21 protein-coding genes and 3 pseudogenes are annotated in these 22253 nt (G+C 60.8%); 8 read left to right on the top strand and 16 right to left on the bottom strand.

Annotated elements, in window-relative coordinates:
- Window positions 1-120: 120 nt before the first annotated feature.
- The gene (locus B0G81_RS07480) at window positions 121-1143 is read left to right on the top strand and encodes an IS30 family transposase (RefSeq protein WP_134134064.1); all 1023 of its coding nucleotides are present in this window, start codon (window positions 121-123) and stop codon (window positions 1141-1143) included.
- A 347-nt stretch (window positions 1144-1490) separates the two neighbouring features.
- Here B0G81_RS07480 and B0G81_RS07475 read toward each other — a convergent pair whose 3' ends face one another.
- The gene (locus B0G81_RS07475) at window positions 1491-2303 is read right to left on the bottom strand and encodes an IclR family transcriptional regulator (protein WP_116120514.1); all 813 of its coding nucleotides are present in this window, start codon (window positions 2301-2303) and stop codon (window positions 1491-1493) included.
- Between the two features lie 116 nt (window positions 2304-2419).
- Entirely contained in the window at window positions 2420-2986 is a 567-nt protein-coding gene (locus tag B0G81_RS07470) for a VOC family protein (RefSeq protein ID WP_134134063.1), read from the bottom strand.
- A gap of 147 nt (window positions 2987-3133) precedes the next feature.
- Between B0G81_RS07470 and B0G81_RS07465 the strand changes: the two genes are divergently transcribed.
- From B0G81_RS07465 to B0G81_RS07445, 5 genes and pseudogenes are all read left to right on the top strand, one after another.
- Window positions 3134-3985 (top strand): fumarylacetoacetate hydrolase family protein, encoded by an 852-nt coding sequence (locus B0G81_RS07465; RefSeq protein WP_116120510.1) that lies wholly within the window; start codon window positions 3134-3136, stop codon window positions 3983-3985.
- A gap of 56 nt (window positions 3986-4041) precedes the next feature.
- Window positions 4042-5574, top strand: coding sequence for a bifunctional 3-(3-hydroxy-phenyl)propionate/3-hydroxycinnamic acid hydroxylase (locus B0G81_RS07460; RefSeq protein WP_134143018.1), 1533 nt, complete (start codon window positions 4042-4044; stop codon window positions 5572-5574).
- An 89-nt stretch (window positions 5575-5663) separates the two neighbouring features.
- The gene (locus B0G81_RS07455) at window positions 5664-7010 is read left to right on the top strand and encodes an MFS transporter (protein ID WP_116120506.1); all 1347 of its coding nucleotides are present in this window, start codon (window positions 5664-5666) and stop codon (window positions 7008-7010) included.
- A gap of 76 nt (window positions 7011-7086) precedes the next feature.
- Window positions 7087-7473, top strand: coding sequence for a nuclear transport factor 2 family protein (locus tag B0G81_RS07450; RefSeq protein ID WP_134134062.1), 387 nt, complete (start codon window positions 7087-7089; stop codon window positions 7471-7473).
- A 75-nt stretch (window positions 7474-7548) separates the two neighbouring features.
- Window positions 7549-7992, top strand: a pseudogene (locus B0G81_RS07445) (DUF3772 domain-containing protein); the annotation flags it as partial.
- 469 nt (window positions 7993-8461) lie between these two features.
- Here the strand turns inward: B0G81_RS07445 and B0G81_RS07440 are convergent.
- The 7 genes from B0G81_RS07440 to B0G81_RS07415 all read right to left on the bottom strand — a co-directional run bounded on the left by B0G81_RS07440 (window position 8462) and on the right by B0G81_RS07415 (window position 14366).
- Entirely contained in the window at window positions 8462-8941 is a 480-nt protein-coding gene (locus tag B0G81_RS07440; RefSeq protein ID WP_134134061.1) for an NAD(P)H-dependent oxidoreductase, read from the bottom strand.
- A 258-nt stretch (window positions 8942-9199) separates the two neighbouring features.
- Window positions 9200-10105, bottom strand: coding sequence for an NAD(P)-dependent oxidoreductase (locus tag B0G81_RS07435; RefSeq protein ID WP_134134060.1), 906 nt, complete (start codon window positions 10103-10105; stop codon window positions 9200-9202).
- A 41-nt stretch (window positions 10106-10146) separates the two neighbouring features.
- Window positions 10147-11301, bottom strand: coding sequence for an alcohol dehydrogenase (yqhD, locus tag B0G81_RS07430; protein WP_134134059.1), 1155 nt, complete (start codon window positions 11299-11301; stop codon window positions 10147-10149).
- Between the two features lie 109 nt (window positions 11302-11410).
- Complete coding sequence (locus tag B0G81_RS44455) at window positions 11411-11731, bottom strand: TetR family transcriptional regulator C-terminal domain-containing protein (protein WP_243856748.1); 321 nt, start codon at window positions 11729-11731, stop codon at window positions 11411-11413.
- Window positions 11683-12018, bottom strand: a complete 336-nt coding sequence (locus B0G81_RS44450; protein WP_243856379.1) for a helix-turn-helix domain-containing protein — start codon at window positions 12016-12018, stop codon at window positions 11683-11685. Before B0G81_RS44450 ends, B0G81_RS44455 begins: the two co-directional genes overlap by 49 nt.
- 9 nt (window positions 12019-12027) lie before the next feature.
- On the bottom strand, window positions 12028-13029 hold the full coding sequence (gene pdxA, locus B0G81_RS07420; RefSeq protein WP_134134058.1) for a 4-hydroxythreonine-4-phosphate dehydrogenase PdxA: 1002 nt from the start codon (window positions 13027-13029) through the stop codon (window positions 12028-12030).
- Entirely contained in the window at window positions 13026-14366 is a 1341-nt protein-coding gene (locus B0G81_RS07415; RefSeq protein ID WP_134134057.1) for a four-carbon acid sugar kinase family protein, read from the bottom strand. Before B0G81_RS07415 ends, pdxA begins: the two co-directional genes overlap by 4 nt.
- 201 nt (window positions 14367-14567) lie before the next feature.
- Between B0G81_RS07415 and B0G81_RS07410 the strand changes: the two genes are divergently transcribed.
- Window positions 14568-15332, top strand: coding sequence for a DeoR/GlpR family DNA-binding transcription regulator (locus tag B0G81_RS07410; protein WP_116120492.1), 765 nt, complete (start codon window positions 14568-14570; stop codon window positions 15330-15332).
- A 47-nt stretch (window positions 15333-15379) separates the two neighbouring features.
- On the opposite strand, the pseudogene B0G81_RS07405 reads toward B0G81_RS07410, so the two are convergent.
- The 4 genes and pseudogenes from B0G81_RS07405 to B0G81_RS07390 all read right to left on the bottom strand — a co-directional run bounded on the left by B0G81_RS07405 (window position 15380) and on the right by B0G81_RS07390 (window position 18227).
- A pseudogene (locus tag B0G81_RS07405) lies at window positions 15380-15681 on the bottom strand (RidA family protein).
- An 81-nt stretch (window positions 15682-15762) separates the two neighbouring features.
- Window positions 15763-15987, bottom strand: a pseudogene (locus B0G81_RS07400) (acetamidase); the annotation flags it as partial.
- Between the two features lie 96 nt (window positions 15988-16083).
- Window positions 16084-17034, bottom strand: a complete 951-nt coding sequence (locus B0G81_RS07395) for an oxidoreductase (protein WP_134134056.1) — start codon at window positions 17032-17034, stop codon at window positions 16084-16086.
- A 446-nt stretch (window positions 17035-17480) separates the two neighbouring features.
- The gene (locus B0G81_RS07390; RefSeq protein WP_134134055.1) at window positions 17481-18227 is read right to left on the bottom strand and encodes a response regulator; all 747 of its coding nucleotides are present in this window, start codon (window positions 18225-18227) and stop codon (window positions 17481-17483) included.
- 535 nt (window positions 18228-18762) lie between these two features.
- On the opposite strand from B0G81_RS07390, the gene B0G81_RS07385 reads away from it, so the two are divergent.
- Window positions 18763-19509 carry a response regulator gene (locus tag B0G81_RS07385; RefSeq protein WP_134134054.1) on the top strand — a complete coding sequence of 249 codons (747 nt, stop codon included), beginning with the start codon at window positions 18763-18765 and terminating at the stop codon, window positions 19507-19509.
- Between the two features lie 764 nt (window positions 19510-20273).
- Here B0G81_RS07385 and B0G81_RS07380 read toward each other — a convergent pair.
- From B0G81_RS07380 to B0G81_RS07370, 3 genes are all read right to left on the bottom strand, one after another.
- Window positions 20274-20525 carry an EF-hand domain-containing protein gene (locus B0G81_RS07380; protein ID WP_134134053.1) on the bottom strand — a complete coding sequence of 84 codons (252 nt, stop codon included), beginning with the start codon at window positions 20523-20525 and terminating at the stop codon, window positions 20274-20276.
- Between the two features lie 118 nt (window positions 20526-20643).
- Window positions 20644-21198, bottom strand: coding sequence for a glycine zipper domain-containing protein (locus tag B0G81_RS07375; RefSeq protein ID WP_243856378.1), 555 nt, complete (start codon window positions 21196-21198; stop codon window positions 20644-20646).
- Window positions 21199-21237: 39 nt separating this feature from the next.
- Complete coding sequence (locus tag B0G81_RS07370) at window positions 21238-22038, bottom strand: MipA/OmpV family protein (RefSeq protein ID WP_166678933.1); 801 nt, start codon at window positions 22036-22038, stop codon at window positions 21238-21240.
- Window positions 22039-22253 lie beyond the last annotated feature (215 nt).

Here is a 22253-nt window from a genome sequence, read left to right as displayed (position 1 = left end):
AAATGGGATGGTCCACCGGCATGGCGGGGTCGAGCGATTGGTGGCCGTGCCTATCAGCGCGAGATATCAGAGGGCTGTCTCAAATCTGAAGTGCAACACCGTTTCGTATAAGGTGTTGCGATGCACGAAAGAACTCAGTACCAGCAACTTCAACCGGAAGAGCGCCTCATCATTGCAAGCCTGCATATGCAGGGTTCGAGTATCCGGGCCATGGCCCGGATACTCGGGCGCTCGCCGGCCACCGTTAGCCGTGAACTGACGCGAAACACCTCTCCCGCAGGTTACGCATCGGTGCCGGCTGAAGCGCTCAGCGCCGCACGCCGCAGCGCGGGTCGTCGCCCTACGAAGCTTTGCCTGCAAAGCGTCTGCTGGCGTATCGTTCTCACTTTGCTCGAGTGGAAATGGTCACCCCAGCAGATATCGGGCACACTCAAGCGTATGTATCCGACTGACCCGACCCAGCAGGTTTCGCACGAAACCATCTACACGGCCATTTACGCCCAGCCGCGCGGCGAACTGCGCCGCCAGCTCATTGCCTGCCTGCGCCATGGCCACAGCACGCGCATGCCGCGTACACGGGGCACAGACCGGCGCGGACAGATTCCAGACATGGTCAGTATTCATGTGCGGCCGCCCGAAATCGAGGACCGGCTGCTGCCTGGACACTGGGAAGGTGACTTCATCAAGGGCGCCGGCAACCAGTCCTCGGTAGGCGTTCTGGTTAAACGGACCAGCCGCCTGGTGCTGCTCGCAAAGATGGAAGACGCCACCGCAGCTTCGGCGCTGGCGGGCTTCTCCGCCAAACTCAATTGGATTGCCGAGCCATTGCGGCAGAGCTTCACCTACGACCAGGGCAAAGAAATGTCGCGCCATAAAGAGCTCACCACCGCGACCGGCGTGAAGGTGTACTTCTGCGACCCGCACAGTCCATGGCAAAGGGGCACTTGCGAAAACACCAACGGGCTGCTGCGACAGTATCTTCCCAAAGGCACCGACCTTTCGGTCTACAGTCAGGACGAACTCGACGCCATTGCCGACAGCCTGAATAGCCGGCCCCGCGCGACTCACGCCTTCAATTCGCCATTCGAGGTCTTCGCCGCGACCCTTGCTTCAGCAACTCAACCTCAAGGCTCTAAACATTAATCCCGCTGTTGCGCTTCACCCTTGAAACCGCCCAGAGCGGTCCGATAGGGTGCGCCGGCGGCGCTCGTAAGAGTACGCCCTCACACGCTTAGGTCCTCAAAGGTTAGTTTCGCGTGGGGCGTGAGAATGGCTCCCGACCATCATTAGATAGGATGACAAAGCAAAAGAAATCTGACAGTACCCATGCGCGCAGTGCCCGCTGCTATCAACGCTCCGTCCGACGTTCGCTTCCGTTCCGACGCCCTCGAGGACAACACAATCAACGCAGCCAAGCGTGACAAGCTTCCCCCGAACCCACCGAGGTTCAAATGCGCGAGCGCGATCGAATGATGTTCACGTGACGGCCATCATGCGGACCGCTTGGCTCTCGCAACGGTATGCGACGGCGTGATGGCTCCGGCCCCCCGACTTTCAATCAACGCACGCGTACGCTGCGAGATTCGCGCCGCTGCCTCCTGGATCGATTCGACAAGACGGTCCAGATTGGCAAATTCGAGTCGCTGGGTCGGCACGATCACCGCAAGCGAACCGACTGCTTCACCGGAGTCGTCCGTAAATAGCGGCGACGCCAGTGCGGAAACGCTGCTTTCCAGTTCGCCCCTCGACAGATAAAAACCGGCACGCCGGATTTTGAGCAGCGACGCGCGAAACTCGTCGAGTGTCGCCCCAAGGCCGCTTTGCGCGATCTCGTCGGCATACTCATCGAACAGGACTGCGAGCTTGGCCTTCGGAAAGGTGGACAAGATCGCTTTTGGAGCGGCACCGAGAAACAGGGGACGAGGACGACCCCGGCCGTAACGGAGGTCAAGCGCCGCGCCGTGAGTCTCCCGATGCGTGTCCACGAGTTCGTTACCGTACCAGCGCGACATCACCACATCGAAGCCGGAGCGTTCGCTCAACTCACGCATGATCGGCTGCCCGACCGCAAGCAGCGGATCCGACATGCGCAGGTGGTAGTCAAGCTTGATGATGCGAGGGCCGAGACCATAGTCTCCTCCTGCAAACCGGATGAGCAAGCCAGCGTCCAGGAGCTCGCGCACATAGCGGTAAGCCGTTGGAATCGAGCAATCGAGTTCGGCGGCAACGTCTTCGACGGACAGGAACGGCTTCGCCTCCGAAAACAGCTCGAGTATGGATAAGAGTCTCGTAATGCTCGACATCTCTGCGCTGCGCCTCCTCATGTGTGAACCGATTATATCCACTGGCAAGATCGCCATTGACGCGTTCGACGACCGCCGCGCGCAAACAGTCGCACGCGAGCCAGGCAGCGCCACGCTTACGCAAGCCCCATGCGCTCGGCCATTTCGGCTTGCCAGACACTTCGCGGCCTGAATCCCGATAGCGTTCTTGCGTGGTGTTCGACAGCAGTCATCAGTTCAGCATCGGGCAAGCCGAAATCCACCGGCACACGCATCGGCTGGTCGACGTACCAGGGCGTGTCGATGTAGAGCTCGAGGCGGTTGCCCTCGGGATCGCGCGCATAGATCGAAACCGAATTGCCGTGGGTGACGGGGTTGATTTCCTGCAGGCCTTCCGCAACGAACTGCTGATGAAACCGCCTCAGGGTGGCAAGGCTGTCGGCTGTGAACGAAATCTGGTTGATCGGGTTGAACGCCAGGTGCTCGGGGCGGCCGCTCGCGAGCACGATCTGGTGATGCACCGCGGGATCGCGGCTCAAGAATACCAACTGCACAGCGCCGTGCGGCGTCTTCAGTGAACCCCGATCCGTCACGGTGAATTCCATCACCCGCGTATAAAAGTCCTCCACCCGCGCCATGTCGCTCACATAGAAGCCCATGTGACTGAGGGACAGCCCCGCCCTCTCTTTCTTCATACCGATCATGCTTGTCTCCAAGTAGTGATAAACCCTAACAAAAAACACGTTGTGGCCTTTGTTAAATTTAGTCTATTCTCACTATAAGATAAATGCACGGTTTTTTTACGAATCGAGGCGTTGATCCTATCGACTTTTTATCTATCTGGAGTATCAATGAAACTCGCCAGCTTCTCCACCCACCTCGGCCCATCGTTCGGCATCGTTCTCGATGAAACCGTGTTCGACCTTGGCAAGCGTCTTGGCGGCCGCTATCCCGATCTGAAGGCACTGATTGCCGCGGACGCCTTCGGCGAGGCTGCCCAAGCCGCCGATAGCACGCAGGGCGACTACCCGCTGTCGGAAGTCACGCTACTGCCTGTGATTCCGAACCCCGAACAAATCTTTTGCGTGGGACTCAACTACGCGGACCATGTCAAGGAAACCAACCGCGAAACCACCGAACATCCGGTCATCTTCATGCGGGTGCCGGCTTCGCAGGTTGGCCACGGTCAGCCGATGCTGCGTCCGCCTGAGTCGCAGAAGTTCGACTATGAGGGTGAGATTGCCGTCATCATCGGGCGCGGTGGACGACGCATCGCCGAGGCCGACGCGTGGAATCACATCGCTGGCTACGCCTGCTACAACGACGGTTCCGTGCGCGACTGGCAGCTTCATACGGGCCAGTGGGGCCCGGGCAAAAATTTCTATCGCACCGGCGCGTTCGGACCGTGGATGGTGACGAGCGACGAGATCGAACCCAATGCGGTGATGACGCTCATCACCCGCCTGAATGGGCAGGAAGTGCAACGCGCGACGACGCAGATGCTGATCCACGGCATTGCCAAACAGATTGCCTACCTGTCGACGTTCACCCCGCTCTCTCCGGGAGATGTGATCGTGACCGGCACGCCTGGCGGCGTCGGCGCGAAGCGCAGTCCGCCGCTGTTCATGAGGGCCGGCGACGTGGCGGAAGTGGAGGTTGACCGGATCGGCGTTCTGTCCAATCCGATCGCGGACGAAGCGTAAGAGTCGTAGCCGGGCGCGTTCGTGTGCGCCCGGCGTCTTATCAGGCGGAACAAGACATGTTAGAGAAAACTATTTCGACGCACGCGTGCGACTACGACGTGGCCGTTATCGGCCTCGGGCCCACCGGAGCGACGTTAGCGAACCTACTGGCAATCGAAGGCTTGCGGGTGCTGGTGCTGGAGAGAGACAAGGACATTTTCGCGCTTCCTCGCGCGGTGCATTTCGACGGTGAATGCATGCGTGTGTTCCAGACCCTCGGTTTAACCGAGAAGCTGCTACCCAGGCTGTTCGTGGGTCCCGGCATGAAATTCGTGAACGGGGAAGGCAAGTTGCTGATCGACTGGCAACGACCGACCTGTATCGGACCGCAGGGATGGAGCGCGAGTTACAAGTTCCATCAGCCAGATCTCGAGAACGCGTTACGCGAGCGCCTCGCGCGGCAATCGAGCGTTGACGTTCGGGTGCGCCACGAGGTGTTCGCGCTTGACGAGGCGGACGATGGCATCCAGTTGCGCTTCGAGGATACGAGCTGCGGCAAACTTGGACATACCACCGCGCGATATGTAGTCGGCTGCGACGGCGCGCGCTCGATTGCGCGACGCTTCATGGGCACCGAACTGACCGACCTGAAATCGCATGAACGCTGGGTTGTGGTCGACGTATTGCTCGACACGCCGCGGCCCGATCTTGGCGACCACTCGGTCCAATATTGCGACCCGGCGCGTCCGACCACTTACACGCGTGGTCCCGGAAATCGTCGCCGCTGGGAAATCATGGTGATGCCCGGTGATGATGTGACGCAACTCACGTCCCCCGAATGGCTGTGGGACAAACTCGCTCGCTGGATTTCGCCCGCCGACGCGCACCTCGAACGTTCTGCCATCTATACATTTCACTCGGTGGTGGCGAACGGTTGGCGCCGTGGCCGACTGTTTCTTGCAGGCGATGCCGCACATCAAACGCCACCCTTTATGGGCCAAGGCATGGGAGCCGGCATTCGCGACGCCTCGAATCTTGCATGGAAGCTTGGTGCCGTCATTCATGGAGAGGCGCTCGATACCCTGCTCGACAGCTACGAATCCGAACGCTCGCCGCATGTGCGCTTATTTATCGAAACGGCGGTACAACTCGGCTCCGTCATTCAAACGACGAGGCCAGAACTGGCCGATGTCCGTGATGAAGAGATGAGTGCAGCGATTCGCAATTTTGTGACCCCACAACCCCGGCTCGGTCCGGGCGCGTGGATCGATGAGCCATCGGGCGTGGCCGGGCATATTGCACCGCAACCCCGCCTGCCGGACGGACGACTGGTGGACGACGTGGTCGGCTATCGGTTTGCGCTGGTTGCGCGACCGGAGCTGCTCCGTGAACGCCGCGACGTCGTTAATAGCGCTGCGCAAGCGGGCGTCGAAATTGTGGCCAGCGACGGGGCGGCCGTTGGCGAGTGGCTGGAGTCGATCAACGCGGCAGCGGTGCTTGTCCGCCCCGACCGGTATGTGTACGGCGTCGCGCAGGACGGTGAATCGTTGCAACACCTTCTGCAGCACGCCGTACCCGGCTTGCAAACCGAAGGTGCTGTGGCCGTGTGAGCCTGCAAAATCCGTTGCCACGCGAGACGTCTCGCGCTCAACGCCAGTAAATCATCGGACAAAGAAGCCGACAATCAGTTGGAGGAGTCATGGGAATATCCCGCAATCCGGTCGGCGGCGCCGACCGTCGGCAATCATCCGGCTTGTCCCGGTCGCAGTGGAAAATGATTCTCATCGCAAGCCTTGGCGGCTCGCTGGAGTTTTACGATTTCATCGTCTACGGTTTTTTTGCCCATAACATCGCGGCCCAGTTTTTCCCGAGCGCGTCGTCGTTGATCAGCATGCTGGCTACTTTCTCCGTGCTCGCAATCGGGTACGTGATCCGACCGCTCGGCGGAATTGTGCTCAGTAGCTGGGGCGACCGGTATGGACGGCGTCCGGTGTTCCTCGGCTCGATCATTGTGGTCACGACCGCTACGATCTGTCTCGGTCTGCTGCCCAATTATCAGAGCTGGGGCATGACCGCATCGCTCCTCCTGATCCTGCTGCGCATGCTTCAGGGATTTTGCGTCGGCGGAGAAATGCCCGGTGCGATTACCTATGCAGTGGAAGCCGCGCCGCATCGGGCGGGGCTCGCTGCCGGCATTATCATCTGCGCGGTGAACGTGGGCGTGTTGCTCGCCACGTTCGTCAACCTGGGCATCCAGACCTACCTGTCCGCCACGGACGCGGCTGCGTATGGCTGGCGGATCGCGTTTCTTTTCGGCGGCGTTTGCGGGATCGCTTCCTACCTGATGCGTCGCAATCTTGACGAATCGCCCGAGTTCAAGGAAATGCATGGCGCTGTCGTCAAACAGCCGTTTCGCGAGACCTTGCGACGTCATGGCAAGGCGGTCGCGACGGGCGCATTGTCGATCGCCGTGATGGCTGGCATCAATGGCGTACTTTATGGCCATATGCCCGCTTACCTCGTCCAGCAACTCCACTATGCGCCGCGGACCGCGGCAATTGCCCAAAACGCTTATCTGATTGTCAGTTCCTTCGGTCTCCTGGCCGCGGGCTGGCTTGGCGACAAGATCCCGCGCCGGTACCTGCTTCGAGCGTCGGCGGCACTGTTGATCGCGTTGAGTTACCCGTTCTATGAAGCGCTGGCGAGTCATACCGTCAATCCGGTGTTGCTGTTTGTGCTTGCCGGCCTGGTTTTTTCACTGGCAAGCGGGACATGGGCGTCGGTGCTCGCCGACCAATTCCCTGTCCAGGTCAGATTCAGCGGAATCGCGCTGGCTTATAACATATCGGTCGTCGCATTCAGCGGCTTTGCGCCGTTGCTGGCGACCATGCTGATTCGCGTAACCGGCTCCCTCGCAGCGCCAGCCTGGTATGTCATCGGCGCGTGCACGGTTGCGCTGCTTGCCAGTTATGGGTTGCCGACGGGAAGGTCTGGGGCCGGGTCGCCGTCGAAGACAGATGGACTGAGCGGTGAACTATTGCGTTGAGCCGAATCGACTCACGACGCGGCCCGGCACCGTCCCTGACAAGAAGTATCCATGCCGTTTGCCCGGGAGATTGACGATGAAAGATGCGCCCATTCAGGCCGCCGTCGAGGCGTTGGAACAACAGCGCTGCGACGCCACGGTGGCGGAGGACCTGCCCAAACTGGCGTCACTACTCGACGACGACCTGACGTTCGTCCATTCAACTGGCTACGTTCATGGCAAGTCGGAGTATCTGTCCTTCCTTACCGAGAAGATCAAGGTGCGTCAAATCGTGCGTCCGCAACCGCTCGCGTACAGGTTCCTGCCAGACATGGTGATCACGACAGGTCATCTCGAGCAAACCCTGGCGCGCAGGACCGATGGATCGGAGCTCAACATTCGCGCGGTCGTAACGGAAATATGGGTCAAACGCGAGGTCGGCTGGAAACTGCTGCATCTCCATTCTGGGCGCTTGCCCGATTGACATTGCGTTGCTAACCGGCGGCTTTGGCACGACCCCGACCGATCTCTTGACCACCATCCTCGACATATTCGGTGGCGCGCGACCGAAATACAACTGGCTGACCGCTCGACGGTCATCGTCTCCAACTCTCATCTGATCTCGCAGAACCTGCGTAACGTGACGATGGGAGACCGTACCCAAGGTGTGACGACGCTCACGCTCAGTTGTCCACTGGACACCGGCCCCGAACAGGTTCGCGATCTTCTGCTGGGTGCCTATCAGGCGCACCCGTCGATTCTCGACCATCCGGCGCCATCCGTCATGTTCAGTCAACTGACGCCCGACGGCATTACGCTGAGCGTCACCGGCTATGTCCGCAGCCCCCGGATCATGGGGGATATCAAGAGCGATCTGCTGTTCGAAATCCTCAAGCGATTATGTGCGGCGAATATCCCGCTATCGAGACCGCAAACCGTTATGGTAGGGAATCTGCGTGATCAGATTCGCACCGTCTCTACCACAACCACCTCATTGGTCTAGCGTTCATCGGAGCAGGATTGAGCCGGAAGTTAAGAAACCAGGCGCGACCAGGGTACGTTCGGCGAATGTCTCTTCACGCTTGCCCGGCGGACTGCGCGTTTTCGCCCGCCTATTGGCGAATGTAGATCGGCGGCGAGTAATGACGATATTCGAATGTCGCGCGGTTGCCCCGACTGCGACAACCAGCTCATCACCGCCGCCTTCACTTCAGCAGCCTGACTATCTTCCGGGCAGTGCGATTTCTCACAGCGCGACTGCCCATCACCAGGGTTCTCGATTTGGACCAGTTCCGCACGGATTTCGGCGGGGGCGATCGCAGAACTCGTCTGCGCAAACGAAGCAACGGGAAGAAAAAGAGCGGCAGTAACTGCAAATACTCGAACCAAGGGCTTCCTGATGATCAACCTTCACAGCTAAGCTTCCGTGGATTTTTGCTTTATCGGAATACCGACGTAACAAATGAGCCAAGTTACGCCGGTAAAAAATAACGTTTTCGAGCCGTGACTAAATTTTTTTCAATCAGATCCATGAGGCTGCCGACTCCTTCAAGCATGAATTCAATCGTTTTTTTGTCATTGAAGACTCCGTTGCTCATTTTGGTGTGCGATAAAGCCACAGCGATTTGAGGAAAGGCAACACGAATAGCCTCGACCGCGCTAATGGTTTCATTTAGCTGAGCTTGCGCGCGGACCCCGCCCGTGAATGCGGAAGAAGCCGTGAATGTCAGGACTGCCCTGCCCTTGATCGGACTATTCCGATAAGGCCGCGAAAGCCAGTCCAGCGCGTTCTTCATAACATCCGACATGCCATGGTTATACTCTGGAGTACCTATGATCATCCCGTCACAGCTTCTTACCGCATCCCACAGCCGGGTAATTTCTTGCGGGCGAGAACCTACTGCCGCGGAATAGGCGCAGGTTTCCGGCAGATGAATGAAGCCATACAACAACGGATTGACACGTTATTGCGCCTCAAAACTAATCTGGATTCCTGTATCGGATGCGGTTGCCTATCGCTTTACGAATGTCCGTTGAGTAGTCCCGGAGATAATCTGGGGAAAGGGGAAATCAGGGGCTGTCTTGCTTGAGGATGGAGAGTCGAATTCGGATGGCAGCCGTTGAACGGCTTACTGCTGCCGCGGCTGGCCACGGCAGCGCTCGCCATAGCGTGGCTCAGCGTGAAGACCGTCGACCCAGCCGCGGGGCGGCTAGATTGGGAAGTGAACCGGCTTGCTCATGCCCGCATCGGACAACGCACACAACGCTACGGCCGACCAGTCGTGCGCGGCGCCAATCCCTTGCGAACGCAAGGTCAGGAAGCGGTCGCGCACGAGGCTCGCCAGCGGCATCGGCACACCCAGCGCCTCGGCGGCCGCCAGCATCAGACGGTTGTCCTTCTGGCCGAGCGGCAACGAAAAGCCCGGTGGCTGGAATTGCTGAGACGCGATCAACGGGCCGTAAATCTTGTACGGCGGCGCGTTGAAGTTCGCGCTCGTCAGCAATTCGACGAGGCGCATCGGGTCGATGCCCGCCTTACCGGCCACCGCACAGGCCTCGCCCAACGTCTCGATGATCGCGGACAGCATGAAATTGCCGATCAGCTTCACGAGGTTCGCCTGCGAAGGATCCGTGCCGACGATGCCGACCGACTGTCCGAGTTGCTCGAGAAGCGGGACCGCGACGGCGAGATGCGCGTCCTCGCCCGCCGCCATGATGAAGAGCTTGCGCGCCGCCGCGGCGTCGGGCCGGCCAAACACCGGCGCGGACACGAACGCGAGCCCCGCTTCGCGGTAGCGCGTCGCGTGATCCTGCGCGGCCGCGACGCTAATCGTGCTCATCGAGATATGCATTGCACCCGGCCGCAGCGCGCCAGCAATGCCGGCCTCGCCGAACGTGACGGCTGCATGCGCGGCATCGTCGGCGACCATCGTGAACACGACGTCGGCCGAGTCCGCGGCGTGCGCCGGGCTTGTGGCGACACGTGCGCCGGCGGCGCGCAAGGGCTCCGCCCGCGCGGCCGTGCGGTTAAAAACATGCACCTCATGCCCCGACTCGACCAGGTTCATCGCAATTGCGGCGCCCATCGAGCCAAGACCTACGAATCCAATCTTCATAGTGATAATCCAGGAGAACAGTCAAGCGGACACGGGATCGCTCAGACTGCAAGTTGATAGACCTGGCGGCTGACTTCGAGCGTCACGTCGCCGTGCTCGCCCAACGCCGTCATCCCGTGCTCTTCGAGCTTGTTGATCAGCGCGCCGATGGAACTGCCGCCAATCTGATAGTCACGCAACCGGGTCCCGAGCGACATGCGCTCGAAGAACACTCGGGTTGCCGTGATCGCCGCGCTGATGCGCTCGTCCTCGCTGCCCTCGGTAATATTCCAGACGCGCTCCGCGTATTGCAGCAGCTTGGCGTGCTTCTGTTGCCGCCGCACGCTCAGCATGGCCGGCAGCACGATCGCGAGCGTCTGCGCATGATCGAGCCCGTGCAGCGCGGTGATTTCGTGGCCGAGCATGTGAGTCGCCCAGTCCTGCGGCACGCCTGCGCCGATCAGGCCGTTGAGCGCGAGCGTCGCGGTCCACATGAGGTTGGCGCGCACCGCATAGTTGTGCGGCTCGGCAAGCGCCTGCGGGCCCACTTCGGTCAGCGCGATCAACAGCCCTTCGGCGAAGCGGTCCTGCACTTTCGCATCGACCGGATAGGTCAGGTACTGCTCGACGACATGAACGAATGCGTCGACGACGCCGTTGGCGATCTGCCGCGGCGGCAGCGAGTAGGTCGTGACGGGATCGAGCACGGAAAACCGCGGATAGGTGGCTTCGCTGCGAAACGGCAGCTTGTCCCCTTTCGCGCGATGGCTGATCACGCCGCCGTTGTTCATTTCGGAACCCGTGGCCGGCAACGCCAACACAGTGCCGAACGGCATCGCGTCGCGCACTTCGACCTGTTTCGCGAGGATGTCCCACGGCTCGCCGTCGAACTTCAGTGCGGCCGCGATGAACTTGGTGCCGTCGATCACCGAGCCGCCGCCGACTGCGAGCAGAAAGTCGAGGTCGCGCTCACGTGCGAACTCGACCGCCTGCATCAAGGTTTCGTAGGTGGGATTCGGCTCGATGCCGCCGAACACGAAATAGGCACGCTCGCCCAGCGCTGCCTGCACCTGCGTGAGCACGCCATTACTCTTGATGCTGCCGCCGCCACAGGTAATCAGCACGCGCGCGTTGGCCGGGACCTCGGTGTCGAGTGCGGCGATCTGGCCTTCGCCGAACAGAATGCGAGTGGGGTTGTGAAAGATGAAGTTTTGCATGGGGACCTTGCTTTCCTGCATTGATATGACCGGTCGTCTCAACTGCGGACAAACCCCGCACCGCAGAGCGACTGCGCGCCGCCCGGCGTGCCGACGTCCCTTACTGTTGCTACCGGGACTTGAAAAACAGATCGAACATCGAATGTATACAGGCGTTCAATGGTTCGATCGAGTCCTCCAGCTTCATCCGCAACAGGCTGCCTTCCCACATGTTCCAGAAGAGGTCTGCCATTGCTTCAGCCGGAAGATCGCGGCGCACCGAACCGAACTCCTGTCCTCGGCGCAGGTACCCGGCACAACGCATGCGCCATTCGTCAACCGTCTGGCGCGCCGCACGACGGTACAGATCGCTCGACTGCGCGATCTCGCCGGCAAAATTGCCTAACAGGCATCCGCAACGATCGTCGCAAGCCTCGTAGTCGGCCGCGATGCGCTCGTAGATGCCGCGTAGCGCGAGCAGCGGATCAGGCGCATCCGCTTCGATCGAATACTGCTGCCACTCTGCCGCCTGCTCGTCCGCGTAGTGACGCAGGATCGCCGCGCCAAACGCTTCCTTGCTGTCGAAGTAGTTGTGTAGAAAGAACCCTTCGGCACGCCCGCGCGCGCAACGATGTCCTTCACGCCGGTGCCGTGATAACCGGTTTCGGCAAACAGCGCGACGCCGGCCTCCAGCAGCTTCTGGTGAAAGTCCGCGGTTCTGCGCACAGGCGCTCCCATCGTCGCGCCTCAGGCTCGTCGCGTGGCGAGCTCGGCGCCCTGACGCAAGGCTTCGAGGAGACTGCGCTCATCGGCAATGCCCTTGCCGGCGATGTCGAACGCCGTGCCGTGATCGACCGAGGTGCGGATCACGTCCAGACCGACCGTCACATTGACGCCCGCCTCCAGCCCGAGAACCTTGACCGGACCGTGGCCCTGATCGTGGTACATCGCGACCACCAGGTCGAAATCGCCGCGTCCGGCGCGGAAGAAAAGCGTATCGGCAGGCAACGGACCTTCAATGTCCCAGCCTCGCTCGCGAAGACGCTGCACCGCGGGAACAATCTTTTCTTCTTCCTCGCCATAACCGAACAGGCCGTTTTCGCCCGCATGCGGATTGATGCCGCACACGGCGATACGCGGATTGGCGATGCCGGCTTTCATGAGCGTCGCATGACCGCGTTCGATCGTGCGCTGCACGAGGCCCGGCTCGATCTTGCGAATCGCGTCGATGATGCCAATGTGCGTGGTCACGTGAATCACGCGCAATTTAGGCGCGACGAGCATCATCGAAACTTCGTCGATGCCGGTGAGATGCGCGAGCATCTCAGTGTGTCCGGGATACTTGTGACCGCCCGCGTGCAGCGCTTCCTTGTTCAAGGGCGCCGTACAGATCGCGTCGATCTCGCCGGCTTTTGCCAGCTCGACCGCGCGCGCAATGTAGCGGTACGCGGCGTCGCCCGCGAGTGCCGACAGCTTGCCAAACGGCAGGTCGGCGGGAATCAGTGCGAGGTCGATACACTCGATGCTCCCCCGCTCATAGCGGGCATCCGACGCCTTCTCGATACGACGCACCGTGGCGCTGCCGCCGAGAATCTCATTCGCGCGCTCGAGGCGTGCCGCGTCGCCGATGACGAGCGGGCGGCACTGCTGATAGACCGACTCGTGCGTCAGGCTCTTGACCACGATCTCGGGACCCACGCCGGCTGCGTCCCCCATCGTGATGCCGATGACAGGAAGGTAGTTGCTCATAATGTTTTGGCTGAATTTCGTGGGCTCGTTTTGCAAGCCGTTGAGGGTGTGGAGGTGCCGGCCGGGTTACTGAGTTCCGGCCCGCTGCGCGCGGAGTAGGTCACGCTCCTCAGATGAAGGTATGCGCCGTACAGCGCATGCTCGCTGCCGAATGCGCCGGCCTTGGTGACAATCGCGAGGTGCTCGCGGCCATGCGCACGCGCTACCGCGACGCCCGGCTCGATCTCCGACAGCAATTGCAAACTGGCGATGTCGACCGTGCTCAGCATCGCTCGCGCGGTTTCGCCACCGGTGGCGATCAGTCCGCTGAGATGCGCAAACAATGGCGCAACGAGCGCCGCCAGCACCTTCGACAGATGCGCACCCTCGGCGGGATCGAACGCCTCGTCGCGCCCGATTCGCAGCAGCAGATCGGTACGTTCGCCAAGGTGCGCGGCCACCCGGGCCTGCCAGGCCGGCCATTGCGGATGCCGCTCGGCGTCTCGCAGCACGGCGGGCGGCACCACGAACTCGGCGATGCCCGCGCGCTCGCGTAGCATCGCGCATTGCCGCTCCGAGACCGCCGAGAGGCTGCCGACCAGAATCAGCACCGCGCCGTCCTGCCTGTCTATCTGCAACGGCGCCGCGTTTTCGTCCGGCGCGGGCGTGGACTGGTCGCTCACCAAAGCCAACTCGCGAGCCAGTCCGCCAGAGCCGACCCAGAAGAACGCGCCGTCCAGCGACGCCGTGGCCTCGGCGAGCGCCCTGAGGTCCGCATCGGCTTGCGCATCGACGACTAGCGCCTGCGTGCCGCGGCGCATCACCGCGCCAAGCGTCTCGCGCAATGCCTGCCGATCGCCGCGCAGCGCCGCGACCGTCAGCAGTGCCGTGGCGAGGCCCGCGCACTCCAGCATCGTCGTGAGATCGGCAGAACGCCCAGCGTGTTCGAGCTGCCAGGTTTCAGTCTCTTCGAGCGGAACGCCGCGCACGAAGACCCGCCCGTCACACACGGTACGCCCGGTTGCCGGGTACGCCGGCGCGACAATGGCGAGCCCCGCGAGCGGCTGCAAGCCGGCGACTTCGGCGGCCCAGTTGCCGCGCAAGGTGGAATCGATTTTTTTGTACAACCGGCAAGCCGACGCGCCGTACACCTGCCACGCCGCACTCGTGCGACGTGCCGCGTCAGCGGGCGACATGCGGCGCGTGTCGGTATCCACCGCGATCACTTCGGCGTGAGGCATCGCCTGCGCCGCCGTGAGGCTCACCGCCGTGCGCAGACCCGCAGCGGCGAAGGCAATCGCGCAATCCGCGGCGCCCGACAGGTCGTCGGCGACGATCAGAAGTTTAGTCACGCTCAACGTGTCGCTCCGATGGTCGAGCCGCTCGCTTGATCGATTCAATCAATTTAGTCAATTTGACGCAGCAGGCCGCCGGCGCGGACGGGCACATCTGCGCGGCGCGCGCCTGCCTGCCCCGCCCCATTGCCCCGCCGGCCGGTTTGATTACACTTACGCGATTCGACGCCTTTGCACGGCGCACCATCCAGGCAAACCATCACCATGAAAGTTACGAACCGCCGCGAGGCAATGCTGCAGGCCGTCCTCTCCGGCATGACCGATGTCAGCGCGTTGTGCGAGCACTTCGGCATGTCCGAGGCGACGGTCCGTCGCGACCTGCGCGCGCTCGCCGACGAACGGCGCATTGTGCGCACCTACGGGGGCGCGGCCGCTTCGCTCGGTATTCACGAACCCGAGGAATCGCTCGATAGTCGCCGCGAGAGTTTTCGCGAGCAAAAGGAGGCAATCGCGCGCGTGGCCGTGAGCCATGTGCAGGATGGCGACACCATCTTTCTCGACGGCGGCACCACCGCCGCGGCAATGGCACGTTTGCTCGCCGGCCGCCGCGAGGTTCGCGTTGTGACCAACAATTTGTTGGCCGTCAACACGCTCGCTGCGAGCGAAGTGCCCGTCATCCTGATCGGCGGCGATCTGCGTCCCTCCAGCATGAGCACACTCGGGCCGCTTGCGCAGCTTGCCTTGAGCCGCCTGTCCGTCGACAAGGCATTTCTCGGCGCGGACGGCGTGGTGGCTGACCGAGGCCTCTGCGAGGCGTCGGCGGAGCAGGCCTACCTGAAGGAATGCGTCATCAGGCAGGCTGCTCAACTCTTTGTACTTGTCACCTCGCACAAGCTGGACCGCGCAAGCCAGCAACACTGGACACCGCTCGAACGCGAGTGGACGCTCGTGACCGATGCCCGTCGCGACGCACCCGAGATGGCGTCATTCCTGTTGCACGGCGAGGTGATCGTCGAGACGGCGCGGTAGCACGAGTACGTTGACTGCCTGGCATAACGGCTGCACCGGGTCGCTGATCAACTCGGCCTGCGAGCAATGAAGTCAATTTCGACGAGCGCGTCACGCGCCAATCCGGTTACGCCGATGCAAGTCCGCGCCGGCAATCTGCCAGTCGGAAAATAAGCTGCATAGATAGATTGTCCATCACTCGCGTCGTCTGCGCGGCCACGCCTTCGAGAAGCGGTGCGTTGTCATCCTCCGGCAACGTTGGCATCTGGCCTGTGAGAAACGCCCAGCCGTCGTGCTTGGTTGCATGGGAGAAGGGGCCTACCGGAGTCGGGCCGCCCTGGACCATCCAGAATTTTGTAGATACATCCATCTGCGACAACTCCGTGGAAGTAAGGAAAACATCGTGCGCGCACCGCTTCGGCAGACCGATCGCACACGCACGACAAGATGATCATTCCGCGAACAAGGGCTTGCGGATAATCGCGTGCACACCTCGGTTGCCGTCGACGACCTGTGTCACATCAAAGTCGACTGCAACCGAAATCAACGAGATTGCTTCGTCTTCGGTAAGACCCTTGGTCGTGGTCAGAAAGCGGCTTGTCTTGATGAACGCGTCACGCATCACGAGATCCAGCGTCGACTTCTCATAGACTTTGCTCTGCGCGTGCGTGCCGAATGAGTATTCGCATCGTGTTGCAACCTGTCGTTCAATTAGCCCGATTCGCAAAAAATCCGGCGGCATAGTGGTTCCAACTCACGCGGTCCGCCCGGACTACAGACGAAAGCGAATCTGCGTGAGAGATTCGCATACCTGCCACAAACGCTGGGCGGTCAATTCATCCGTGGCCTGCCTCGCGACACTCGCTTCGCCGATCCTGCGCCCGCGTGCCTCGAGGAAACCTTGTGGCCCGTAATAGCCGCCGCCATCGACGTGGGGCGACGTCGTCGCGTAAAGCGTCGGCAGCGCGCCGGCGGAGTCACTGTTCAGCGCGATGCCGATAACGCGGCCAGCGAGGCTGCGAGCAGCACGTGACAGCGCGGATCGCTCGCCGGAACGAAACAGATTGGTATTCGCGACCCCCGGATGGGCGGCCACAGACATGACACGGGAATTCGTCGCGCGCAGTCGACGGTCGAGCTCGAAAGCAAACATCAAATTCGCAAGCTTCGACTGGCGATACGACCGCATCGGCGAATAATGCTTCTCGGACTGCAGATCGTCGAAATCTATTCTCCCTTGCTTGTGCGCGATGGAAGCTATCGTCACAATGCGTGGCCGCTCAGGCGATTCAGCCGCGGCAAGTTCGAGAGCGGGCATGAGCAGCGCCGTGAGTGTGTAGTGGCCAAGCATATTGGTGCCGAACTGCAGCTCGAAGCCATCGGCGGTCTCGAGACGTTTCGGCGGCGCCATGACGCCGGCATTGCTCACCAGAATATCAATGCGACGTTGTTCCGCGATTTCCTTGTGCGCGAACGAGCGGATGGATGCGACGGAAGCGAGATCGAGAATCGCCAGTTCTGCGCGTGCTCCGGGAACATCGGCTTTCAGATGGGCGAGAGCTTTTTCTGCGCGGCGCTCATCGCGGCACGCCAGGATGACCTGTGCCCCTTTGCGCACCAGCGCCAATGCGGCGTGATAGCCGATTCCGCTATTCGCTCCCGTGATGAGCACTCGCTTGCCGGTCTGCGGTGCAATGTCGTCGGTGGTCCACCGTGTGTGCATGTTGGTCCGGGGCGGCGTGAAGATTGAATACGCGAGGTCGAGACTACCACGGTGGTGATCCGAAAACATATCCGGTGACAATCATGCCGCGAGCCGGCCCAACATGAGACTCGCACCGACATAAATTGCTCTTTCGAGTATTGCATCGATTGCTGTTTGCTCACCCAGTAAGTCTCGGCAATATGGATGATGCCTGTTGTCGTTATCGGAATTCGATCGTGAACACGACATGGCTCCTGGATGACATTTCAGTCATTTCGGAGCATCACTTGAAGTCGCGTCCCAACCTGTGCCGTAACGCGCGGATTTGCCTCCCATTTCGACGGCAGAGTAGCTGTTTTCAAAAGTCGAAGGCATGGAGGGTAAAAACGCTTATGAGAGGTTGACGGGTTCAGTCCGAGGAAGCGGCTTCGAATGTCACTTTCAAGCGTCCAACAGGTGACGCTTTAGGTTGGAGTTGCAACGAGCATGTAGCCGAGGCCCCACACAGTGCGGATATGTCGTGGCGAGGTTGCCTCTGTCTCAATCACCTGTCGTAAGCGAAGAATTTGCACGTCAACGCTGCGGGCGCTCGCCTCATATTGCGACCCGCGCGCGCGTTCGATCAGATTTGCGCGGCTTACGGGACGGTTGGGCGTCTCCGCAAGCGCACACAGGAGACGCATTTCAGCTGCGCCGAACTCGACAATGCCCGCTTCGTCCGACATCAATTCTCTACGCCGAACGTCCAGCCTGAAGGCGCCGAACCGCAAGCATTGCGACTCGCCTGCAAGCAGCATCTCGCCCCGCACGTTTTGCAGGCGCACCTGAAACTGCTGCCGACGTAACATCGCCCGAACCCGCGCTATCAGCTCGCTCGGCAGAAACGGTTTGGCGAGATAGTCGTCGGCGCCGATCTCCAAACCTACGACCTTGTCCGCGGGATCGCCACGCGCTGTTAGCATGAGGATGGGGATTGTCTCTCTCCGAGCGCGCAAGCGACGGCAGATGGACAGTCCGTCTTCGTCTGGCATCATGATATCGAGAATCAACAGGTCGAACGGGTAGCGCTCGATCAATACGTCCAACTCAATGCCTGTCTTCACCGCGCGCACCGAGAAACCTTGTGCCGTCAGAAAGCGTTGCAGCATATTGCGGATTTCAACATCATCGTCAAGCACGATGATGCGACCGGGTGGCAAATCATCTGACATATGATTAAGCAGACACCTCTAATAAAGCCTGTCTTTTAGTTCCTGGTTCCGATGCTACGCGGCGAACCGCTTAGCCCTGCTACAGCGTCGCGTACCACGGTGGGCGGCGACAATCTCGCCGAAGTGGGCTGCGCCGGCCTGCCCGCCTGCGGTTGTAACGAAATATACAAGAATCTCCGCACTGGATGTGTTGGAAAGGTATGTCAAAAGATGTCATCGATTGCGCTAGCCACAACACTGACTGGCGAAAGCCCACGACCGCCCGGCGTCACCGTAAGTACCAGGCATGCCATCCTGACTGCTCATATTACTGCTGTCATTCGTGGTCAGCGAGAAAGCGCGTGCACCCGTGCATTTGCGGACAGAAAAACAGGCCCCGTCGATGACATTTCTTGACACGATTTGCTAACACCTGGCGTTATGAAATTCGCCTACATTTCTTCGATCGATCGTCTGCTGCAGCTTCTGCGGTGCGCTCGCATTGCGGTTAGTCCCGGCCCGATCATCACTCGTTTGTGAACGTTATCCTCTTCCTATGTCAGCTCAGATTCTTCTAATCGACGACGACGCCGAACTGTGTGATGCGACTCGCCGCTACCTGGTAAGGTGGGGTTTCGACGTGTCAGTGCTATATGACGCGCGTTCGCTCGAATACCGTCTCAAACACGAACGCCCAGACCTGATAGTGCTCGATCTTATGATGCCGGGCGTCGATGGCTTGACGGCACTGCGCAGGTTGCGCGCATCAGGCGACGACATTCCCGTCCTGATGCTCACCGCCCGCGCCAACGAAGATGACCGCATTGCTGGCCTTGAATTGGGCGCCGATGACTATCTCGGCAAACCGTTTAACCCGCGTGAGCTGGTAGCACGGATTCAGTCGGTGCTGCGGCGCCTGGCCGCCGTTCCCGATGCGGCCGTTCCCCCACGAAGGCAGCCTTACGCATTCGGCGCGCTCACGCTGGACTTTCAGTCGCGCACGCTGAACAGGGGAGAGACGTCTCTTACGCTATCTTCCAGTGAGTTCGCGCTGCTGCAGATTTTCGTTAATTCTCCCATGTGTACACTCAGCCGCGAGCGTCTTCTCAAGTCACTTCATGGCCCGGAGTCCGAGACCCCCGATCGCAACATCGACGTTCAGGTCTGGCGTCTGCGCCGCCTCGTGGAAACTGACCCGTCGACACCACGATTCATCCAGACCGTTCGCGGCTGCGGATACGTCTTCGTGCCGGACCTCGAAGAGCATGCTGCCGGCACAGCGGCGCACCATTCGCATAACTGAGGTCTCTGGTTGCCCTCCTGCTGCTGATGCGCCTTTCGCGGAATATGCGCCGATTGCTTTTCGAGCGCGACCAGTCGCAAAAGTGCTATGCGGTAACAGTGGGCACGTGGCGAGCTGGGCGCGAACGCCACGGCAAGGGTAATTGAAATACGTCGAGCGCCGGCTAACTGACCCGTGCAGATATACGCGATTTTTGAGCGGCCGTTATATCCTGGTCGCTATCCGCGAACTGGACGCAGTCGCGCATCGTCCCTGCGTCGAGCTTCGGACAGGATGCAAAACGGCCGCTATGTATCCCGCCCACCCATGGGGCGGACACGAATAGACTCCGGTCAATAGTACCCGGGAGCGACGACCAGTGGCGGTCGAGGGACTACAACCAGTGGCCGGGCCATTACTGGATGACCCACCGGAACGACTACACAGCCGCTAAGCACCGCGGCACTCATGCAAAAACCTGCAGGAAGCACAAAACGACGAAGAATACGCGCATTAAGCATTATTTAAACTCCTTTCAATTGAGACTCAGCGACTGGCAGTAGGGATGCGTTCAGGCGTTACAGCTGGGTGCGACGACCAGGCGGGGATTGATTTCAGTGCGCCAGGCGCGCAGAAGTTCCAGCTATCGGCTTGCGCATGGCGGGTTGCTAGCGTCGGGGTTGCCGGAGCGCGCAGCAGCCCATCTTTCGACCTGACGAGGCGACGCGCTGCGACATATACACAGTTAGACCAGCCGCGGGCATTGAAGCTTGCCTTACAAGCGCTTACCGCTGATGCTGTGCAACAAACTGCTCGATCTGCTCAAGCGTCACATACCCTTGATGCGTAGTATCGATTTCATCGAAATGGGCTGCGACGCGCGGCATACCTGCCTGCGCCTGTTCTTTCGTGAGCTTGCCGTCATGAGTTGCGTTCGCGGCAGTAAAGCGCGCTTCCAGCATCTGCTGCATGCTGTTCTGCGCGAACGCAGACGACACAACGAACATCGCAGCCAGAAGAATGAATAAACGTTTCATCAAAGATTCCTTTAAGAAAATGAATGACGTGCACGGAATAGCTAGGGGACGAAGCTCGACCCGGATTTTCAGCCGGCAGAATTCCAGACCAAGCCATGCCACGACCACATGAGCGAAATCAGTACGGTGCGTAGTAGTAAGGTGGCGGGGCGCCATAGATTAGGGCGCGGGGCGGCATGGGGCGTACGGGCACGACAACCGCTGCCGGACGAGGTGTTTCGATCGTGTCTCCCTTTGCCGTGATGCATTGGGCGTACGCGTTGTCGTACTGCTGCTGCAACGACGCTTCGGTCTGATTGTGCTGCGCGGAGCCCGTCATGCTGCCGAGCAGCAGTCCGGCACCCGCACCGATTGCGGCGCCGGCACCGGCGTTGCCCGCCCCGGCGCCGATCAGAGCTCCGGCCGCAGCGCCTCCAGCCGTGCCCACGGCGGTAGCAGCAAGTCCGGACGTTGCCGCCTGATGCGAGGCCGCCGCCGGATTCACGACCTGCGTCGCGTACGTGCGGCAACCATAGTCGTCCTGCTGGAACTGATTGAGGGTCTTGCCGTTCGCTGGGACCGCCATGACGGTAGGAGCACTCGGCGGCGTAACCGCACACCCCGCCATGCCCAACCCAACAGCGAGGCAGACAAGCAGCGGCGCGGTACGAGTCGATGTCAGATTCTGGTTCATTGATAATCCTCTCACGATGATGCAGCGCGAAGTAAGCGCTCAGAAGTGGTAAGCAGCGCCCACCGATCCAAATACAGCCGCGCGTCGTTCAACGATCGGACTGTTCGCCGCATCGCCGAGCAAGGAACCGACGCCGAAGGCGCTTTGCAGTGACCACTGCTGGTTCAGCCGATGATCCCAATCGATCCTGAGGTCGGCTCGCGAAAAGCCAGCTGAGGGGTGATACGCCGAGAGGCCGGCCGTGCTGGACGCAGCCTGCTCGCTGTCGATACCGAACCACGTCTGCTGCGAAGGTCCGTTCGACCACACGGCGTCGGCGGACACGGACACCCGGTCAACGGGCTTCTGGACCAGCGCATAGGACGCGCTCAGCGTGACACGATTGCCATAGCCGGCATGCGCGGACTGAAGGAAGCGGAGACCGGCGCTCGCTGGACCATAGTGCCAGCGAGCGAACGCACCGAAGTCGAAGGACGTTGGGATATCTCCGGTACCGTTGAGCACCGCCGCATCGTCCTGGTTGCGGCCCGGCTGAACACCGATCAGCAGGCCCACCGCAACACTGGGCCACAACGGGTAGGCAATGCCGCCGATAAACCCCTGCACGAAGATTGCCCCCTTCGACAGCGACAGCGTGGGCAACGGCAGCACACGATAGGACTTACTGCCTTCATAGTCGGGCAATGCGGTCACGTTGATGCCCACGCTGTTGCCCGGCGACGACTGCGCCAACGCCGGTGAGTTTGGCAGGTACGCGCTGGCGGTGACAGCGAGCGCGCCCAGCCACCGTCGTGCGCGGCCTCGCTTAAAAACGGCGGCGACAGAGCGATGGTCATGCATGTTCAAGCCCATCCATCGATGGTTGTCGGGCGAACCGCAACGCCCACGCTTGTATCAATCGCCAGGGACCCCGCAGGCGCCGTGCCGACAGCCATAGAAATTGCCGCACCGGCAGCAGACACGGGAACGATTTGAAATTTCACTGCACACTCTCCATGTGATGGATCCGCTCCACCGGCGAACCCCGCATGACACAGCCGCCAATGTAGAGAACC

It is taken from the genome of Paraburkholderia sp. BL6665CI2N2, from assembly GCF_004366535.1.
Lineage (GTDB): Bacteria > Pseudomonadota > Gammaproteobacteria > Burkholderiales > Burkholderiaceae > Paraburkholderia.
This window is presented reverse-complemented; position numbering and strand designations above follow the sequence as displayed.

What these genes read in the sequence shown, in the direction of transcription:
- B0G81_RS07480 (WP_134134064.1), top strand. Translation starts at nt 121, where the DNA reads ATGCACGAAAGAACTCAGTACCAGCAACTTCAACCGGAAGAGCGCCTC.
- B0G81_RS07475 (WP_116120514.1), bottom strand. Translation starts at nt 2,303, where the DNA reads ATGTCGAGCATTACGAGACTCTTATCCATACTCGAGCTGTTTTCGGAG.
- B0G81_RS07470 (WP_134134063.1), bottom strand. Translation starts at nt 2,986, where the DNA reads ATGATCGGTATGAAGAAAGAGAGGGCGGGGCTGTCCCTCAGTCACATG.
- B0G81_RS07465 (WP_116120510.1), top strand. Translation starts at nt 3,134, where the DNA reads ATGAAACTCGCCAGCTTCTCCACCCACCTCGGCCCATCGTTCGGCATC.
- B0G81_RS07460 (WP_134143018.1), top strand. Translation starts at nt 4,042, where the DNA reads ATGTTAGAGAAAACTATTTCGACGCACGCGTGCGACTACGACGTGGCC.
- B0G81_RS07455 (WP_116120506.1), top strand. Translation starts at nt 5,664, where the DNA reads ATGGGAATATCCCGCAATCCGGTCGGCGGCGCCGACCGTCGGCAATCA.
- B0G81_RS07450 (WP_134134062.1), top strand. Translation starts at nt 7,087, where the DNA reads ATGAAAGATGCGCCCATTCAGGCCGCCGTCGAGGCGTTGGAACAACAG.
- B0G81_RS07435 (WP_134134060.1), bottom strand. Translation starts at nt 10,105, where the DNA reads ATGAAGATTGGATTCGTAGGTCTTGGCTCGATGGGCGCCGCAATTGCG.
- yqhD (WP_134134059.1), bottom strand. Translation starts at nt 11,301, where the DNA reads ATGCAAAACTTCATCTTTCACAACCCCACTCGCATTCTGTTCGGCGAA.
- B0G81_RS44450 (WP_243856379.1), bottom strand. Translation starts at nt 12,018, where the DNA reads ATGGGAGCGCCTGTGCGCAGAACCGCGGACTTTCACCAGAAGCTGCTG.
- pdxA (WP_134134058.1), bottom strand. Translation starts at nt 13,029, where the DNA reads ATGAGCAACTACCTTCCTGTCATCGGCATCACGATGGGGGACGCAGCC.
- B0G81_RS07410 (WP_116120492.1), top strand. Translation starts at nt 14,568, where the DNA reads ATGAAAGTTACGAACCGCCGCGAGGCAATGCTGCAGGCCGTCCTCTCC.
- B0G81_RS07395 (WP_134134056.1), bottom strand. Translation starts at nt 17,034, where the DNA reads ATGCACACACGGTGGACCACCGACGACATTGCACCGCAGACCGGCAAG.
- B0G81_RS07390 (WP_134134055.1), bottom strand. Translation starts at nt 18,227, where the DNA reads ATGTCAGATGATTTGCCACCCGGTCGCATCATCGTGCTTGACGATGAT.
- B0G81_RS07385 (WP_134134054.1), top strand. Translation starts at nt 18,763, where the DNA reads ATGTCAGCTCAGATTCTTCTAATCGACGACGACGCCGAACTGTGTGAT.
- B0G81_RS07380 (WP_134134053.1), bottom strand. Translation starts at nt 20,525, where the DNA reads ATGAAACGTTTATTCATTCTTCTGGCTGCGATGTTCGTTGTGTCGTCT.
- B0G81_RS07375 (WP_243856378.1), bottom strand. Translation starts at nt 21,198, where the DNA reads ATGAACCAGAATCTGACATCGACTCGTACCGCGCCGCTGCTTGTCTGC.
- B0G81_RS07370 (WP_166678933.1), bottom strand. Translation starts at nt 22,038, where the DNA reads ATGCATGACCATCGCTCTGTCGCCGCCGTTTTTAAGCGAGGCCGCGCA.